Annotated in this window: 13 protein-coding genes and 1 riboswitch; all 13 genes read right to left on the bottom strand. The window is 75.4% G+C overall.

The window, feature by feature from the left end:
- Nucleotide 1: 1 nt before the first annotated feature.
- A complete protein-coding gene (ribD, locus tag CLV34_RS13770) occupies nt 2-1177 on the bottom strand; it encodes a bifunctional diaminohydroxyphosphoribosylaminopyrimidine deaminase/5-amino-6-(5-phosphoribosylamino)uracil reductase RibD (protein ID WP_100351018.1) in 1176 nt (391 codons plus the stop codon).
- A gap of 98 nt (nt 1178-1275) precedes the next feature.
- A riboswitch (FMN riboswitch) is annotated at nt 1276-1416 on the bottom strand.
- 86 nt (nt 1417-1502) lie between these two features.
- Nucleotides 1503-2171 carry a ribulose-phosphate 3-epimerase gene (gene rpe, locus CLV34_RS13775; protein WP_100350888.1) on the bottom strand — a complete coding sequence of 223 codons (669 nt, stop codon included), beginning with the start codon at nt 2169-2171 and terminating at the stop codon, nt 1503-1505.
- A 25-nt stretch (nt 2172-2196) separates the two neighbouring features.
- Nucleotides 2197-3795 (bottom strand): RsmB/NOP family class I SAM-dependent RNA methyltransferase, encoded by a 1599-nt coding sequence (locus tag CLV34_RS13780; protein WP_100350889.1) that lies wholly within the window; start codon nt 3793-3795, stop codon nt 2197-2199.
- On the bottom strand, nt 3792-4748 hold the full coding sequence (gene fmt / locus CLV34_RS13785; protein ID WP_100350890.1) for a methionyl-tRNA formyltransferase: 957 nt from the start codon (nt 4746-4748) through the stop codon (nt 3792-3794). Before fmt ends, CLV34_RS13780 begins: the two co-directional genes overlap by 4 nt.
- A gap of 195 nt (nt 4749-4943) precedes the next feature.
- On the bottom strand, nt 4944-6824 hold the full coding sequence (locus CLV34_RS17085; RefSeq protein ID WP_100350891.1) for a benzoate/H(+) symporter BenE family transporter: 1881 nt from the start codon (nt 6822-6824) through the stop codon (nt 4944-4946).
- Nucleotides 6821-8953 (bottom strand): primosomal protein N' family DNA-binding protein, encoded by a 2133-nt coding sequence (locus CLV34_RS13795; protein ID WP_170044693.1) that lies wholly within the window; start codon nt 8951-8953, stop codon nt 6821-6823. Before CLV34_RS13795 ends, CLV34_RS17085 begins: the two co-directional genes overlap by 4 nt.
- Before the next feature lie 80 nt (nt 8954-9033).
- Complete coding sequence (metK, locus tag CLV34_RS13800) at nt 9034-10266, bottom strand: methionine adenosyltransferase (RefSeq protein ID WP_100350892.1); 1233 nt, start codon at nt 10264-10266, stop codon at nt 9034-9036.
- A 57-nt stretch (nt 10267-10323) separates the two neighbouring features.
- On the bottom strand, nt 10324-11580 hold the full coding sequence (locus CLV34_RS13805; RefSeq protein ID WP_100350893.1) for a bifunctional phosphopantothenoylcysteine decarboxylase/phosphopantothenate synthase: 1257 nt from the start codon (nt 11578-11580) through the stop codon (nt 10324-10326).
- Between the two features lie 44 nt (nt 11581-11624).
- On the bottom strand, nt 11625-11915 hold the full coding sequence (gene rpoZ, locus CLV34_RS13810; protein WP_100350894.1) for a DNA-directed RNA polymerase subunit omega: 291 nt from the start codon (nt 11913-11915) through the stop codon (nt 11625-11627).
- Nucleotides 11916-11992: 77 nt separating this feature from the next.
- Nucleotides 11993-12547, bottom strand: a complete 555-nt coding sequence (gene gmk / locus CLV34_RS13815) for a guanylate kinase (RefSeq protein WP_425436253.1) — start codon at nt 12545-12547, stop codon at nt 11993-11995.
- Between the two features lie 40 nt (nt 12548-12587).
- Nucleotides 12588-12899, bottom strand: a complete 312-nt coding sequence (gene mihF / locus CLV34_RS13820; protein WP_100351020.1) for an integration host factor, actinobacterial type — start codon at nt 12897-12899, stop codon at nt 12588-12590.
- A 122-nt stretch (nt 12900-13021) separates the two neighbouring features.
- Nucleotides 13022-13894 carry an orotidine-5'-phosphate decarboxylase gene (gene pyrF, locus CLV34_RS13825; protein ID WP_281255202.1) on the bottom strand — a complete coding sequence of 291 codons (873 nt, stop codon included), beginning with the start codon at nt 13892-13894 and terminating at the stop codon, nt 13022-13024.
- Entirely contained in the window at nt 13891-17220 is a 3330-nt protein-coding gene (gene carB, locus CLV34_RS13830; RefSeq protein WP_100350896.1) for a carbamoyl-phosphate synthase large subunit, read from the bottom strand. The genes pyrF and carB overlap by 4 nt, the downstream gene beginning before the upstream one ends.
- Nucleotides 17221-17222: the final 2 nt, after the last annotated feature.

Below are 17222 nucleotides of genomic sequence, written 5' to 3' on the forward strand. Positions count from 1 at the left end.
GTCAGACCTCCTGGGCCGGTGCGGGTCGGGTGGGGCGGGGAGTCGTGGGGGGGTCGGCGGCACGGACGACCGTGAGGACGTCGTCGCCGAGCGGCATGACCTGGTGGGGGTGGAAGCGGGGGGCGCCGGCCAGGGTGGCGACGCCGAAGGCCTCGGTCGCGGACCGGCCGGCGCCGAGCAGGACGGGCGCGGCGTAGTGGTGGACCTCGTCGACGACCCCCGCGGCGAGGAACGCGGCCGCGAGGCGCGGTCCGCCCTCGACGACGAGCGTGCGGACCTCGCGCCCGGCCAGCGCGGCGAGGACCTCGGCGACGTCGTGGGTGGGCAGTGCGACGAGCTCACCGCCGGGGCCGTGCAGCGCGGCGTCCGGGGGCACGGCACGGCGGCCCACGACGACGCGCAGCGGCTGGTGGTCCGTGAGCGACCCGTCCGGGCGGCGCGCCGTGAGGGACGGGTCGTCGGCGGCGACCGTCCCGGTGCCGACCGCGATCGCGTCGACGCGGGCGCGGACCTCGTGGGCGTGCTCGCGCGCGGCCGCGCCCGTGATCCACCGGCTCGTGCCGTCCGCGGCGGCGACCCGTCCGTCCAGCGTGGTCGCGAGCTTGAGGATCACGTACGGGCGCCCGGACGCGGCGGACGCGAGCCACGCGTGGTTCAGCTCGGCCGCCCCGCCGTGGGGCACCAGGGCGGCGGGCACGCCGCGCGAGCGCAGGTACGCCGCTCCGCCGGCAGCCGTCGGGTTCGGGTCCGCGACCGCGTAGACGACCTCGGCGACGCCGGCGTCCGCGAGCGCCACGGAGCAGGGTCCGGTGCGTCCGGTGTGGTTGCAGGGTTCGAGGGTGACCACGGCGGTGGCGCCGCGCACGTCGACCCCGGCCTCGCGGGCGCGTGCGAGGGCGTCGGCCTCGGCGTGCGGGGTGCCGGCGCCGCGGTGGTACCCCTCGGCGAGGACGACGCGGGAGGGGGTCGAGCCGGTGCCGTCCCTGCTGACCCTGCTGTCCGTAGGGGCGAGCAAGACGCACCCGACGCGCGGGTTGGGGCCGTGCGCGGGGCCGCGGGCGGCGAGCGCGACGGCCCGGTCGAACCAGGGGGCGAACCAGGGGGCGAACGCGGCGGCGAGCGTCGCGGCGGCGGGGTCGGCGCGGGACGCGTCAGGCGGGGGTGCTGCGGTGGTCAACGTCCCTCCGGTGCTCGTGCGGCGCACGGCGCTCCGGGGACGTGCGGGGCGCCACGACGGCGCACCAGCACCCGGGAACCCTGTGGAGGGTCCCCGTCACGCGTCTTCTCCCATCCGGACTCTCACCGTCGGTCCTGGAGTTCCACCAGGTCAACCGGGCGCTCTGCCGCCGGGGCGGAGGGCGCACGGGTCGCGGACTGTCACCGCCGGCTCGGAATTTCACCGACCCCGAAGCACGTGCTCACCACCATGGTGCCACGACGTGGGTCGTGGCCGGGCACCGTGAGGCGTGCGTCCCGTCACGTGGACGGGCGTGAACTGCGCGCTACGGGTGCACGTGGGCGCTCGCGAGCGCCCGCAGGGTCTCGATCTCCGCGGGGACGTCGTCCGCCCCGTACACGGCGGACCCGGCGACGAAGACGTCGGCGCCGGCGTCGGCGGCCCGCTCGATCGTGGACCGGGAGACGCCGCCGTCCACCTGGACCCACACGTCGAGGCCCGCCGCGGACACGGCCTCGCGGGTGCGGCGGATCTTCGGGAGGGTGCCCTCGATGAAGGACTGGCCGCCGAACCCGGGCTCGACGGTCATGATGAGCACCATGTCGACCTCGGCGAGCAGGTCGACGAACGGCTCGATCGGGGTGGCGGGCCGCAGCGCGAGCCCGGCGCGCGCGCCGAGGCGGCGCAGCTCACGGGCGAGGCGCACGGGCGCCTGGGCGGCCTCCGCGTGGAACGTGACGGACTGCGCGCCGGCCTCCGCGAACGCGGGGGCCCACCGGTCGACGTCCGCGATCATGAGGTGCGTGTCGATGGGGACGGGCGAGACCTGCGCGAGCCGCTCCACGACGGGCAGCCCGATCGTCAGGTTGGGCACGAAGTGGTTGTCCATGACGTCCACGTGCGCCCAGTCCGCGGTCGCGATCTTGTGCAGGTCGCGCTCGAGGTTCGCGAAGTCGGCGGACAGGATGCTCGGGGAGATCTGTGCGGACGGCATGGGCCCAGCGTAGGGCGCGCCCGGGTCAGCGGCGGCGCAGCAGCGTCAGGTGCATCGCGTCCGTGCCGTGCACGTGCGGCCACAGCTGCACGTCGGTGCGGTCCGCGAGCGGGATCCCGGCGCCCGCGACCTCGCGCACCGCGGCGGCGGCGTCGAGCCGCTCCACGTCGTCGCGGCGGCGCAGCACGTCGTCCACCACCGCGCGGGTCTCCGCGAGGTGCGGGGAGCACGTCACGTACGCGACCACTCCGCCGGGGCGCACGGCGTCGAGGGCGCTGGCGAGCAGCTCGCGCTGCAGCGCGGCGAGACCGGCGAGGTCCTGCGGGGTGCGGCGCCAGCGCGACTCCGGGCGCCGGCGCAGCGCGCCCAGCCCCGTGCAGGGCGCGTCGACGAGCACCCGGTCGTAGGAGGCGGGCTCCTGCTCGCCGACGAGGCGTCCGTCGCCCGTGCGGACCTCCTCGACGGCGTCGCGCACCGCGCGCACGGACCGCTCGACGAGGCGGGCGCGGTGCGGCGCGACCTCGTTCGCGACCAGCCGCGCACCGCGCTGCAGCGCGAGGGCGCCGAGCAGGGCGCTCTTGCCGCCCGGGCCGGCGCACAGGTCGAGCCAGCGCTCCCCGGGCGCGTCCGCCGCGTCCCCGGAGGCACCCCGAGGGTCCGGGTCGAGGGTCGGGGTGACCATCGCGAGGGTGACGAGCTGGCTGCCCTCGTCCTGCACGCCGACACGGCCCTCGGCCACGCCGGGGACGTCCGCGGGGTCGGAGCCGGGCAGGACGAGCGCGGTGGGCGTCCAGCGTCCCGCCGCGGGGCGGGGTCCGCGCCCGCCCGGGCCGCCCTGGGCGTCCACTCCGCGCACGGAGTCCGCGACCTCGACCCGGTCGGCCAGTCCCGGGCGCACCACGAGGGTCACGCGGGGGGCCACGTTGTCGGCCTCGAGCAGCCCGGGCAGGTCGTCGGCCGGGTAGCCGTTCGAGGTCAGGGCGTCGCGCAGCGCCCGGACGACCCACGCCGGGTGGCTCTGCGTGGCCGCGAGCGCGGTCGTCTCGTCGGGCGCGGACGCACGCAGCTCGTCGAGCCAGGCGTCCAGCTCGCGCTCGCTGACGCGTCGCAGGACCGCGTTGACGAACTGCGAGGGGCCGGCGCCGATCTGGTCGCGCACCAGGGCGACCGTCTCCGAGACGGCGGCGTGCCCGGGCACCCGCATCCCGAGGAGCTGGTGGGCGCCGAGGCGCAGCGCGTCCAGGACGGGTGCGTCGATCTCGGCGAGGGGCCGGGACGAGCAGCGCGACAGCACCGCGTCGTAGCGGCCGCGCAGCCGCAGGGTGCCGTAGGCGAGCTCGGTCGCGAACGCGGCGTCCCTGCCCCGTACGCCGCGCTCGCGCAGCATCGGGGGCAGGACCAGGTTCGCGTAGGCGTCGGAGTGGTCGACCTGGCGCAGCACGTCGAACGCCGCCGTGCGCGCGGGGTCGGACCGCTTGCCGCGCTGGGACGGCGCCTGCGCCGACGCGCCCCGGTCGCCGCGCGCACGGGCGGCGCCGCGCTGGCGCCCGCGGTGGTCGCGCCGGTCGTCGCCCCCCTGGTCGCGGCGGAGCTCGCCGCCTCGGCCACCCGTCCGCCCGCTCACGCCGACGCTCCCACGGTCGCCGGGGCCGCACCGAGCACCGTCGTGTCGTCGAGGCGGGCGCCGCGCGCCCAGTCGGCCGCGACCATCTGCTTCTTGCCCACGGGCGAGACCTCCCCGAGCTCGACGGCGTGCGTGGCGGTCCCCACCAGCACCTCCCGCTTGCCGGCGCGCACCTGCCCGGGGTCGAGGTCGGTGACGTCGGGGCGTGGCTTCACCGGCCCGAGCCCGAGCCGCGTGCCGTCGGGCAGGGTCGTCCACGCGCCCGGCGCGGGCGTGCAGGCCCGCACCCGGCGGTCGACCCCGAGGGCCGGGTGCGTCCACACGACGTGCGCGTCGTCGGCCGTGAGCTTGGGGGCCAGGCTCACCCCCTCGGCGGGCTGGGCCGCGGGCGTCGCGGTCCCGTCCTCGAGGGCGCCCAGCGACGCGAGCAGCAACGGCGTGCAGGCGGTCGACAGACGCTCGAGGAGCGCGCCCGAGGTGTCGCGCGGGCGGACCGTCTCCGTCATCGTGCCGAGGACGGGCCCGGTGTCGAGCCCCTCCTCCAGCAGGAACGTCGACACGCCCGTGACCTCGTCGCCCGCGAGCACCGCACGCTGCACGGGAGCCGCACCACGCCACGCGGGCAGGACCGAGAAGTGCACGTTGACCCAGCCGTGCGGGACGGCGTCCAGCACGTCGCGGCGCAGGATCTCCCCGTACGCGACGACGACCGCCGCGTCGACGCCCAGGTCGCGGACCCGGTCGGCGAAGCCCTCCGTGCGCGGCCGGTCGGTGATGACCGGCAGGCCGGCGGCCTCGGCACGCACCCGCACCGGGCTGGGACGCAGCGAGCGTCCGCGGCCTGCGCGGGCGTCCGCACGCGTCAGGACGGCGACGACCTCGTGGTGGGACGCGAGGAGCGCCTCCAGGGACGGGACGGCGACGTCGGGGGTCCCGGCGAAGAGGAGGCGCATGCCGGTGAGTCTAGTTGGCGGGCCCGGACCGGGCGGGTGCGGCCGCTCGGCGGTCGTGCTCGGGGGCGTGCTCCGCGTTCAGGCGGAGGTTCAGGTTCAGGTTCAGGTGGAAGGTCAAGGTCGTGAACCTTCACCCTCGGGTCGAAGGTCAGGCCGGGCGGGTGACGTCCCCCGGGACGGGCGGGCGGGCGGGCATCAGGGTGCACCCTCGACGAGGCCGAGGTCCGCGAGCGTCGCGCGGAGGTCCGTCGCGCCGGTGAACCGCACGGCCCGGAAGCCCAGCGCGGCCGCCGCCTCGACGTTCGCCGCCGCGTCGTCGACGAACACGGTGCGGGCGGGAACGAGCCCGAACCGGTCGACGGCGACGCGGAACATCGCCGGGTCCGGCTTCGCGACACCCTCGTGCCCCGAGACCACCACCCCCTCGAGCAGCCCGATCGCCGGTGCGGCGGGCACCGCGTGCCGGAACAGGTCGCCGGACCAGTTCGTCAGCCCGACCAGCCGGACGCCGCGCTCGCGCAGCTCCGCGACGAGCTCCGGGGTCCCGGGGACCGGACCGCGCAGCGCCGCCGGGAAGCGGGCGACGTACCAGTCCATGAGTGCCACGTGCTCGGGCGCGGAACGGGTCACGTCGGCCCGCAGCGCGTCCCACGTCGGGGCGCGGTCGAGCCGGCGGTTCAGGTCGACGAACGGTCCCCCGAGGAACGCGTCGAGCTCCGACGCGCTCACGCCGGGCGCGCCCGCGAGCGCGCCGCGCGGGTCCCACCCGACCAGCACCTGACCGAGGTCGAACAGGACGGTGTCGCACCGGGCGTCCTCGGCGGACGGGACGGGCGCGTCGGCAGTGCGCGGGGGGTCGTGGTCGGTTCGGCTCACGTCCTCGTCATGCCGGGGAGCGTCCGTGCGCGGCCGCCACAGGGCGTGCAGCACGACGCCGGCGGCCAGGGCCCAGAACGCGGCGCCGATCCCGCCGACGGTCACGCCGGAGGCCGCGACGACGAACGTCACGACGGCGCTCGCGCGGCCCCGCTCGTCGCGCAGCGCCCCCGTGAGAGCCGCGCCGAGCGTCCCGAGGAGCGCGAGCCCGGCGGCGCTCTCCACGAGCCCGGCGGGCGCGGCCGCCACGAGAGCGGCCACGGCACCCGAGGCGACCGCGAGCACCAGGTACGCCCACCCGGCCGTCGTCGCGGCACGCCACCGGCGGGCGGGGTCGCGGCCGGCGTCCGGGCCGGCGGCGAGCGCTGCCGTGATCGCCGCGAGGTTCACGGCGTGCGCCCCGAACGGCGCTCCCAGGGCGGTCGCCGCGCCCGTCCACCCCAGGGTGCCCCGCCACGGGACCCGGTAGCCGAACGACGCCATGACCGCGGCGCCGGGGACGTTCTGCGACGCGGTCGTCACGACGAACAGCGGGACCGCGAGGCCGACGACCGCCTGCCAGGTGAGCGTCGGCGTGGTCCACACGAGCCGCGGGACGAGGTCAGCCGCGGCGACGTCGTGGCCGGGCGGCGCGAGCCACCCCGTGGTCGCGGAGAGCGCGACGAGTCCGAGCGCGAGCACGAGCGCCGCGGGAGTCGCCCAGCGTGGCGCGCACCGCGTCAGCACCACCCACACGACGACCACCGGTGCCACGACGGCGGGCGACACCGTCAGCCCGTGCACCGGGGCGACGCACAGCGGCAGGAGGACGCCCGCGAGCATCGCCTGCGCGACGGACGCCGGGATGCGTGCCACCAGCGCGCCGAGGAGCGGCCACAACCCGGACGCGGCGAGGAGGAGGCCGGTGACCGCGAACGCGCCGACGGCGGCGGGCCAGCCGCCGTGCACGGCAGTGGCACCGGCGAGCAGGGCCGCCCCGGGGGTCGACCACGCGAGCGTGACCGGCATCCGGTGCCGCCGGCTGAGCCAGACCATCCCGACGCCCTGGGCGACGCACAGCGCGAGCAGGCCGGAGGCCGCCTGCTCGCGCGTGGCGCCGACCGTCCGCAGGCCGGCGAGGACGACCGCGAACGTGCTCGAGAAACCGACGAGCGCCGTGACGAGCCCCGCGACGACCGCGCGACGGCGGTCGTCGCTCACGCGATCTCCTGCGGGTCGACCTGGACGCGCACGCTGCCGGACTCGTTGCGCGCGCTGCGGACCGCGAGCGACGCCGCGAGCTCGCGCGCGAGCTCGGGCCCCTGGTCCCACGCGACCCGCACGAGGACGCGCACGGTCCGGGCGAGGGACGGGGCGAGCGTCCCGTCGCCCTCGTCGTCCAGCTCGACGGGCCCGAGCACCGCGTCCCCGGTGGCCAGGGTCACCCGCGACACCACGGCGGTCACCGCCGCCCGGTCCCCGGTGACCGACGCCATCCGGACCGCCGGCGGCAGCCCGAGCTCGCCGATCACGTCGAGCTCGCGGTCCGCGAACCCCGCGGGGTCCCAGCGCACGAGGGCGTCCGTGGGCGTCGGTGCCGCGTCGCCGACCAGCAGCACGCGTCCGCCCTGCGCCGCCGGACGGACGAGGGCCGCGGCGGCCAGCCAGCGGGCGAGCGCCCCCTGCTCGACGCCCAGGCCCTCGTGGCGTGTGCTCGCCTCGGCGTCCAGGAGCAGGGCGCACCCGTACCCTCCCTCGGCGACCGGCTCGGCCCCGGGGGTCGCGACGACCAGCACCGGTCGCCCGGGCACGACGTCCACGATCCCCCGCCCCGCGTTCGAGACCCGGACGGCCGCGAGCGGGAACGCCCGGCCGAGCTCCTCGGCGGTGCGGTCCGTCCCCACGCTGACCGCGCGCAGGGCGCGCCCCCCGCACTCGTCGCACGACCAGCCGGTGGCGAGGCGCCCGCACCAGCCGCAGCGCGGGTCCTCGCGCCCCGCCACCAGGGCGAGCGGCCCGTGGCACTCGGTGCAGCGGGCCGGGGTGCGGCACCGCGAGCACGCGACCACGGGCACGTAACCCCGGCGCGGCACCTGGACGAGCACGGGGCCGTCCTCGAGGGCCTCGCGCACCGCCCGGAACGCGGCCCCCGGCAGACGGGCGGCCGCGGCCGCACCCTCGCGGGCGAGCGCCTCGGACGTCAGCGCGGACACCCGTGGCGCCGCGGCGCGCACGGTGGCCCGGTCGGCCGAGACGTCGCGCGCGAAACCGCGCCGCACGAGCGCCTGCGTCGTCGTCGTGCGGGACGTCGACCCCACCACGAACGCGCAGCCCGCGAGCTCCGAGCGCAGCGCCAGCACCTCCCGGGTGTGCGGGTAGGGTGCGCGCTGGTCCCGGTGGGCCTCGTCGCCGTCGTCCCAGCACACGGCGAGCCCGAGGTCGTGCACCGGCGCGAACGCGGCGGCCCGGGTGCCGATCGCGACCCGCGCCTCGCCGCGCAGCACGGCCAGGAACTGCCCGTACCGGGCCGAGGGGCCGTCGTCGGCGAGGAGCTGCGCGACGTCGCCGCCGTGCGCCGGCGTCCAGGCACGCAGCCCCCGGGCGTCGAGCGCGCGTGCCAGACGTGCGACGTCGCGGGCGTCCGGCAGGACCACGAGGACGCCCTGGCCGCCGTCGTGCGCCGCCCGGACCAGGTCGCCGAGCGCGGCCGACCAGTGGGTGCCGGACGCGACGAGCGGGTCGGCGCCGGGCAGCGCGGTCCAGGCGGCGCGGACCCCGCGACCGGCGGCGACGTGACCGAGCAGCGCTCCCCCGCCCCGGTACGCCGCCCACGCGTTCGCGTTCGCGCTCGCGTCCGGTTCCGCGCCGGGCTCGTCCGGCCCGTCGGACGGTGCCGGGCGCTCGCGGCGCTCGACCGCCTGGTGCCGCGGCGGCACCGCGAGCCGCAGGACGTCCGCGAGGGTTCCGGCGTACCGGTCCGCGACGGCGCGGGCGAGCCGCAGCACGTCGGGAGTGAGCACCTGCTCGGACGACACGACCCGGCGCAGCGGGACGAGGCGCCCCGCGTAGTCCGTCTCGGCGACGCGCTCGACGAGGTAGCCGCCGACCTCCTGCGCGCCGAAGCGCGCCTTGATGCGCACGCCCGGCTGCGCGTCCGCGTCCATGGTGGCCGGCACGAGGTAGTCGAAGACCTGGTCCAGGTGCGCGGGCTGGAGGTCGAGCACGACCCGCGCGACCGGCAGGTGCTCGGCGAGCGCGGCGCCCCCCTCGGCGCGGCGCCGCGACGGGGCGCGAGACGCGCCGACCGCGTCCAGTCCGGGCAGCGTGAGCTGTTCGTCCTGGGTGGTCACGCGCTCATCCCATCACGAACCACCCGCACGACCGTTCGCGCCGGCGTGCGGGTGGCTCGCTGTCAGGGGTGTCGAGGCCGTCAGACCGCGGCGCGCAGCGCGTCGGCGCGGTCGGTCCGCTCCCACGTCAGGGCGTCGAGGTCGCGCCCGAAGTGCCCGTAGGCCGCCGTGCGGCGGTAGATCGGGCGCAGCAGGTCGAGGTCGCGGATGATCGCGGCGGGCCGCAGGTCGAAGACCTCCTGGATCGCCGCGGTGATGCGGTCGACCGGCACGGTCTCGGTGCCGAACGTCTCGACGTACAGGCCCACGGGGTGCGCCTTGCCGATCGCGTACGCGACCTGGACCTCGCAGCGCCGGGCGAGGCCCGCGGCGACGACGTTCTTGGCGACCCAGCGCATCGCGTACGCGGCCGAGCGGTCGACCTTCGACGGGTCCTTGCCCGAGAAGGCTCCGCCGCCGTGGCGGGCCATGCCGCCGTACGTGTCGACGATGATCTTGCGGCCCGTGAGCCCGGCGTCGCCCTTGGGCCCACCGATCACGAACTTGCCCGTCGGGTTGACGTAGACGTTCTTCGGGGCACCGAGGCGGGTGCCGTCGGCGAGCTCGAGCGCGTCGAGGACCACGTCGACGACCTCGGTGCGCACGAGGCGGTGCAGGGCGTCCTCGGTGACGTCCTCGTCGTGCTGCGTGGAGACGACGACCGTCTCGATGCCGACGGGCCGGTCGCCGTCGTACGCGACGGTCACCTGGGTCTTGCCGTCGGGGCGCAGCCCGGGCACGGTGCCGTCGCGACGCACCGCGGTGAGGCGCTCGGCGAGGCGGTGCGCGAGCCAGATCGGCAGCGGGAGCAGGCTCGGGGTGTCGTCGCACGCGTAGCCGAACATGAGCCCCTGGTCGCCGGCGCCCTGCGCATCGAGCGGGTCGACGTCGGTCGTGTCGTCGCGGTGCTCGAGCGACTTGTCGACGCCCTGCGCGATGTCCGGGGACTGCTGGCCGATCGACACGGACACACCGCACGACTCGCCGTCGAAGCCGATCGCGGACGACGTGTAGCCGATCTCGTTGACGACGCGGCGCACGACCTGCGGGATCTCGACGTACGCCTCGGTGGTGACCTCGCCGGCGACGTGCACGAGCCCGGTGGTCACCATGGTCTCGACGGCGACGCGCGCGGACGGGTCCTGCTCGAGGATCGCGTCGAGGATGGCGTCGGAGATCTGGTCGCACACCTTGTCGGGGTGCCCCTCGGTGACGGACTCGGAGGTGAACAGGCGCAGGCCTGTCGTGGCGGGTGTCGAGGGCGCGGGACTCATACCGGCCAGGCTACAAGCGACCACCACGGATGTCCGCATCACGGACGGACGATTTCGTCAGGCGAGACGCTTCGCGACGAGGTCCCACACCGCGTGCGCCACCTCGTCCTTCGACCCGTGCGCCGTCGCGACCACGTCGCCGGCCGCGTCGAGCACCGTCACGTCGTTGTCGTCCGTGCCGAAGCCGCGTCCGCCGCCCACCGCGTTGACGACCACGAGGTCGGCGCCCTTGCGCCGCGCCTTGGCCCGGCCGTGGTCGAGCACGTCACCGTCCGCGTCACCGGTCTCCGCGGCGAAGCCCACGACGACCTGCCCCGCGCGCAGCCGGTCGGTCGCGAGCTCGCGCAGGATGTCGGGGTTCTCGACCAGCTCGATCGGCGCGGGGGCCCGCCCGGGAACCTTCTTGATCTTGGCGTCCGGCGCGTGCGCCGGACGGAAGTCGGCGACCGCGGCCGCCATCACGACGACGTCCGCGTCCGACGCCGCCGCGCGCACCGCGGTGCGCAGCTCCGCCGTCGTCACGACCGGCACGTACGTGCCCACACCCTCGGGCGGCAGCGCGAGGTTGGCGCCCACCAGGACGACCTCGGCGCCGCGTGCGCGGGCCGCGCGCGCCAGGGCGACGCCCTGCTTGCCGCTCGAGGAGTTGCCGAGGAACCGCACCGGGTCGATGGGCTCACGGGTGCCGCCGGCGGACACCACGACCACGCGCCCCTCGAGGTCGCGCACCGTGCCGGTCCGCGGTCGGGCGCCGGGAGCGCCGTCCGTGCCGTCAGGGTTCGACGACGGGCGCCCGGCGACGCCCAGCGCGAACCGGACGACGTCCTCGGGCTCCGGCAGGCGACCCGGGCCGGTGTCGGCGCCCGTCAGGCGCCCCGAGTCGGGGTCCAGGACGTGCACGCCGCGCTCGCGCAGCGTCGCCACGTTCGCGACGGTCGCGGGGTGCTCCCACATCTCGGTGTGCATGGCCGGGGCCATGACGACGGGGCAGCGCGCGGTGAGCAGCGTCGCCGTCAGCAGGTCGTCCGCGCGGCCGGTGGCGGCCCGCGCGAGCAGGTCCGCCGTCGCGGGGACCACGACGACCAGGTCGGCGCCCTTCCCGAGCGCCACGTGGGCCACACCGGGCACGTCGTCGAAGACGGTCGTGCTCACCGGCTCGCCCGACAGCGCCTCCCACGTGGGAGCACCGACGAACCGCAGCGCAGCCTCGGTCGGCACCACACGCACCGCGTGCCCCTGCTCACGCAGGAGCCGCAGCACCAGGACGGCCTTGTAGGCCGCGATGCCGCCGGAGACGCCGAGGACGATGCGCACGGGAGGGCAGACGGGAGAGCCGCGGTGGACTGGGCAGCCTGGCGTCAGAGCGCGGGCTGCTCGTCCTCGGCGGCGGTCTCGGTCTCCGTCATGGTGAGCAGGCCTTCGTTGATCTCGCGCAGCGCGATCGACAGCGGCTTCTCCTGCGGGCGGGCCTCGACGAGCGGGCCGACGTTCTCGAGCAGGCCCTCGTTGAGCTGCGAGTAGTACGAGTTGATCTGACGGGCGCGCTTCGCGCCGTAGATCACGAGCGCGTACTTCGAGTCGGCACGCTCGAGCAGGGCGTCGATCGGCGGGTCGGTGATGCCCTCGGGGGCAGCGACAGTTCCGGACACAGAGTCCTCCTGTGTGGTCAGCGGGGTGTGATCAGTGGTGATCAGTGTGGTGATCAGTGGGGGTTCGAGAGACCATTCTACGCGGTGACGGGCGTGAGCCCCATGACCGCCACGAGCTCGTCGGTCGCGCGGTGGACCTCGTCGTTCACGATGGTCCGGTCGAACTCGCTCTCGGCGGCGAGCTCGACGCGCGCCGTGCTCAGCCGGCGCTCCTGCTCCTCGGGGGTCTCGGTGCCGCGGCCGACGAGCCGGCGGACCATCTCGTCCCAGCTCGGCGGCGCCAGGAACACGAAGAACGCGTCGGTCGTGGCGTCGCGCACCTGGCGCGCACCCTGCAGGTCGATCTCGAGGAGCACCGGGACGCCCGCGGCCAGGCGCTGCTCGACCGGACCGCGAGGCGTGCCGTACCGGTTGCGACCGTGCACGACCGCCCACTCCAGCATGTCGCCGTGGGCGACCATGTCGTCGAACTCGGCGTCCGACACGAACAGGTAGTGCACCCCGTCGACCTCGCCGGGCCGCGGGGCACGCGTCGTCGCGGACACGGACAGCCAGACCTGCGGGTACCGGGCACGGACGTCGGCCGACACCGTCCCCTTGCCCACGGCGGTGGGACCCGCGAGGACCGTCAGACGAGCCGGGTGCGAGGGGGTGGGGGTTGAAGCAGTGATGTCAGCCAAACCTCTCGATGAGTGCTTTCGCCTGGTGCGGCCCGAGGCCACGCACGCGGCGGGTCTCGGCGATCCCGACCTCCTCCATGATCGCACGCGCCTTGACCTTGCCGACGCCGGGCAGGGACTCCAGGAGCGCGACGACCTTGAGCTTGCCGATCACGTCGTCCTTCTGGCCCTGCTCGATCACCTCGGCCAGCGAGCCCTTGGAGTACTTCAGGCGGTTCTTCACCTCCGCCCGCGCGCGGCGCGCAGCCGCAGCCTTCTCGAGGGCCGCGGCGCGCTGTTCAGGGGTGAGGGTCGGAAGTGCCACGGTGGTCACCCTTCGAGGACGGTGGTTGCCGGTCGGCATGTGCTTCCCTCGAACGTAACCAGGCCACCTCTGACCTGCAACGCCAGGCGGAAGGTCGCGGCTTTCGTCACCATCCCGACCGGTCAGCCGCGCAGGGCCGCGGCGGCCTCGTCGGACGCGGTGCGAGCCGCCGACCGCAGGGCCGCGACGTCAGGACCGGCCCGCAGGACGCCGCGCGAGGACGACGCGAGGACCTGGCGGCGCGCCGTGCCGAAGACCTCGGCGAGCTCACGCGCACCCGCGCCCTGCGCCCCCACACCCGGGGCGAGCAGCGGCCCGTTGACCGCGGCGAGGTCGGTGCCGGTCCGCGCCGCGGCGTCACCGATGGTGGCACCCACGACGAGGCCGATCGAGCCGAGCGTCTCGGCGTCCGCGTTGAGGGCAGCCGCGTGCGCGGCCATCCGTGCGGCCACCGTCGCGCCGGCGTCGAGGGTGCGCGCGTGCTGGACCTCGTGCCCCTCGGGGTTCGAGGTGAGGCACAGCACGAACAGGCCGCGGCCGGTCGCGCGGGCGAGCTCCACCGCGGGGTCGAGCGACCCGAACCCGAGGTAGGGCGAGACGGTCAGCGCGTCGGCCGCGAGGGGCGAACCGTCACGCAGGAACGCCTCGGCGTACGCCGACATGGTCGACCCGATGTCGCCGCGCTTGGCGTCCATCACGACGAGCGTGCCCGCGGCCGTGGCGGCGGCCACGACCTCCTCGAGCGCCGCGACGCCGCGCGAGCCGTGCCGCTCGAAGAACGCTGCCTGCGGCTTGACGGCCGCGACGCGTCCTCCGACGGCCTCCACCACGCGCAGCCCGAACTCGCGCAGCCCGGCGGCGTCGTCCGTCAGGCCCCAGGCGTCGAGCAGGCCCGCGTGCGGGTCGATGCCGACGCACAGCGGACCGTGGTCGTCCATGGCCGCGGCGAGACGCGCACCGAAGGGTGCGCGCCCCGCCGCCGGCGCCGCGGTCACGCGGACGCCTTGCCGGTGTGCCGGGCGAGGTGCTCCTGCAGGCTGCCGACCGAGAACGGCCCGGCGAGCTGCGCCTCGATGCCCTGCACCGCGGCGGACAGCTGCTGGACCGTCGTGACGATCGGGCTGTCCGCCGCGGTCGTGGCGGCGCGGATCTCGTAGCCGTCGGCGCGGGCGCCCTGCCCGTTCGGGGTGTTGACGACCATCGCGACCTGGCCCTCGGTGATGAGGTCGACGATCGTGGGCTCGCCGTTCTCGCCGCGACCCTCCGAGTACTTGCGCACCACGGTCGCGGGGATGCCGCTGCGCCGCAGGACGAGCGCCGTGCCCTCGGTCGCGAGGATCTCGAAGCCGAGCTCCGTGAGCCGCTTGATCGGCAGCACGACGGACCGCTTGTCGCGGTCCGCGACCGACACGAACACGCGACCCGACTCGGGCAGCCCGCCGAACGCGGCGGCCTGCGACTTCGCGAACGCCGTCGGGAAGTCGACGTCGAAGCCCATGACCTCACCCGTCGAGCGCATCTCCGGGCCGAGGACCGTGTCGACGGCCACGCCGTCCGCGGTGCGGAAGCGCTTGAACGGGAGCACCGCCTCCTTGACCGCGATCGGGTCGGACAGGTCGATCGTCGTGCCGTCGCGGTCCGTGGGCAGCACGCCCTGGGCCTTGAGGTCGGCGATGGTCTCGCCGGCCATGATGCGCGCCGCCGCCTTCGCGAGCGAGACACCCGTCGCCTTCGAGACGAACGGCACGGTGCGCGACGCGCGCGGGTTCGCCTCGAGCACGTACAGGACGTCGGAGACGAGCGCGTACTGCACGTTGAGCAGGCCGCGCACACCCACGCCCTTGGCGATCGCCTCGGTCGAGCGCCGGATGCGCTCGATCTCGGTGACCGACAGCGACACCGGCGGGAGGACGCACGCCGAGTCGCCCGAGTGGATGCCGGCCTCCTCGATGTGCTCCATGACGCCGCCGAGGAACATCTCCGTGCCGTCGTAGAGGGCGTCGACGTCGATCTCCATCGCGTCGTCGAGGAAGCGGTCGATCAGCAGCGGTGCGGGCAGCGCGCCGCCGGCCGCCTCGTCGGCGGCCGCGAGCGCACGCTCGACGTAGCCGGTGAGCTGCTCCTCCGAGTACACGATCTCCATGCCGCGGCCGCCCAGCACGTACGACGGACGCACGAGCACCGGGTAACCGATCGACGTGGCGACGTCCTGGGCCTGGTGGAGCGAGCGGGCCGTGCCGAACGCCGGGGCGGGCAGCCCCGCGTCGAGGAGCACCTGGCCGAACAGGCCGCGGTCCTCGGCGGCGTCGATCGCCTCCGGGCTCGTGCCGAGCACCGGGATGCCGGCGTCCTCGAGGCGCTTCGCGAGGCTGAGCGGCGTCTGGCCGCCGAGCTGCACGATGACGCCCTTGACCGGGCCCGCCGCGACCTCCGCCTCGTAGACCTCGAGGACGTCCTCGAAGGTCAGCGGCTCGAAGTAGAGCCGGTCGGACGTGTCGTAGTCCGTCGAGACCGTCTCCGGGTTGCAGTTGACCATGATGGTCTCGTACTGCTCGGCGAGCGCGAGCGTCGCGTGCACGCACGAGTAGTCGAACTCGATGCCCTGCCCGATGCGGTTCGGGCCCGAGCCGAGGATGATCACGGCCTCGCGCTCGCGCGGCGCGACCTCCGACTCCTCGTCGTAGGACGAGTAGTGGTACGGCGTGGTGGCCTTGAACTCCGCGGCGCACGTGTCGACCGTCTTGAAGACCGGGCGCACCCCGTGCGCGCGGCGCACCTCGCGCACCACGGCCTCGCCGGCCGTGCCGAGGCCGCGCAGGCGCGCGATCTGGGCGTCCGAGAGCCCGTGCCGCTTGGCGTGCAGCAGGACGTCGTGGCTGAGCGCGTCCGCGGCCGCGACCTCGGCGGCGACCTCGTTGACGAGCTGGATCTGGTCGAGGAACCAGGGGTCGATCTTGGTGGCATCGAAGACCTGCTCGACGGTCGCCCCGGCCCGCAGCGCCTGCTGGACGCCGATGATGCGGTTCTCGGTGGGGCGACCGATCGTCGCGAGGAGCGCGTCGAGGTCGGCGCCGGCGACGGGCTCGCCGTCCCAGTGGAACACCGCGCCCGACTTGTCGATCGAGCGCAGCGCCTTGCCGAGCGCCTCGGTGAAGTTCCGGCCGAGCGCCATGGCCTCGCCGACCGACTTCATGGTGGTCGTGAGGGTGTCGTCCGCGGCGGGGAACTTCTCGAACGCGAACCGCGGCACCTTGACGACCACGTAGTCGAGCGTGGGCTCGAAGCTCGCGGGCGTGACCTGCGTGATGTCGTTCGGGATCTCGTCGAGCGTGTAGCCCACGGCGAGCTTCGCGGCGATCTTCGCGATCGGGAAGCCCGTCGCCTTCGACGCCAGCGCCGAGGAGCGCGACACGCGCGGGTTCATCTCGATGACGATGACGCGGCCCGTCGCCGGGTCGACCGCGAACTGGATGTTGCAGCCGCCGGTGTCGACGCCGACCTCGCGGATGACCGCGATCGAGATGTCGCGCAGCTTCTGGTACTCGCGGTCCGTGAGGGTGAGCGCGGGGGCGACGGTGATCGAGTCACCCGTGTGCACGCCGACCGGGTCGACGTTCTCGATCGAGCAGACGACCACGACGTTGTCGTGCTTGTCGCGCATCAGCTCGAGCTCGTACTCCTTCCAGCCGAGGATGGACTCCTCGAGGAGCACCTCGGTCGTGGGCGAGTAGTGCAGGCCCTGGCCGACGATCCGGCGGAGGTCGTCCTCGTCGTACGCGAAGCCGGACCCGAGGCCGCCCATCGTGAACGACGGACGGACCACCATCGGGTACCCGAGGGTCTCGGCGGCCGCGACCGCCTCGTCGATCGTGTGGATGATCTCGGAGCGCGCGGACTCGCCGCCGCACTTCGCGACGACGTCCTTGAAGCGCTGGCGGTCCTCGCCCTTCTGGATCGCCGGGATGTTCGCGCCGATGAGCTCGACGCCGTACTCCTCGAGCACGCCCGCCTCGTCCAGGGCGATGGCCGCGTTGAGCGCGGTCTGCCCGCCGAGCGTCGGCAGGAGCGCGTCCGGGCGCTCCTTCGCGATGATGGTGGTGAGCACCTCGGTGGTGATGGGCTCCACGTAGGTCGCGTCGGCGAACTCCGGGTCGGTCATGATCGTCGCCGGGTTGGAGTTCACGAGGACGACCCGCAGGCCCTCCTCCTTCAGGACGCGGCACGCCTGGGTGCCCGAGTAGTCGAACTCGCAGGCCTGGCCGATGACGATCGGGCCCGAGCCGATGACGAGGACGCTCTGGATGTCGGTTCTGCGCGGCACGG

The organism is Luteimicrobium subarcticum, assembly GCF_002798015.1.
GTDB classification, from domain to species: Bacteria; Actinomycetota; Actinomycetes; order Actinomycetales; family Cellulomonadaceae; genus Luteimicrobium; species Luteimicrobium subarcticum.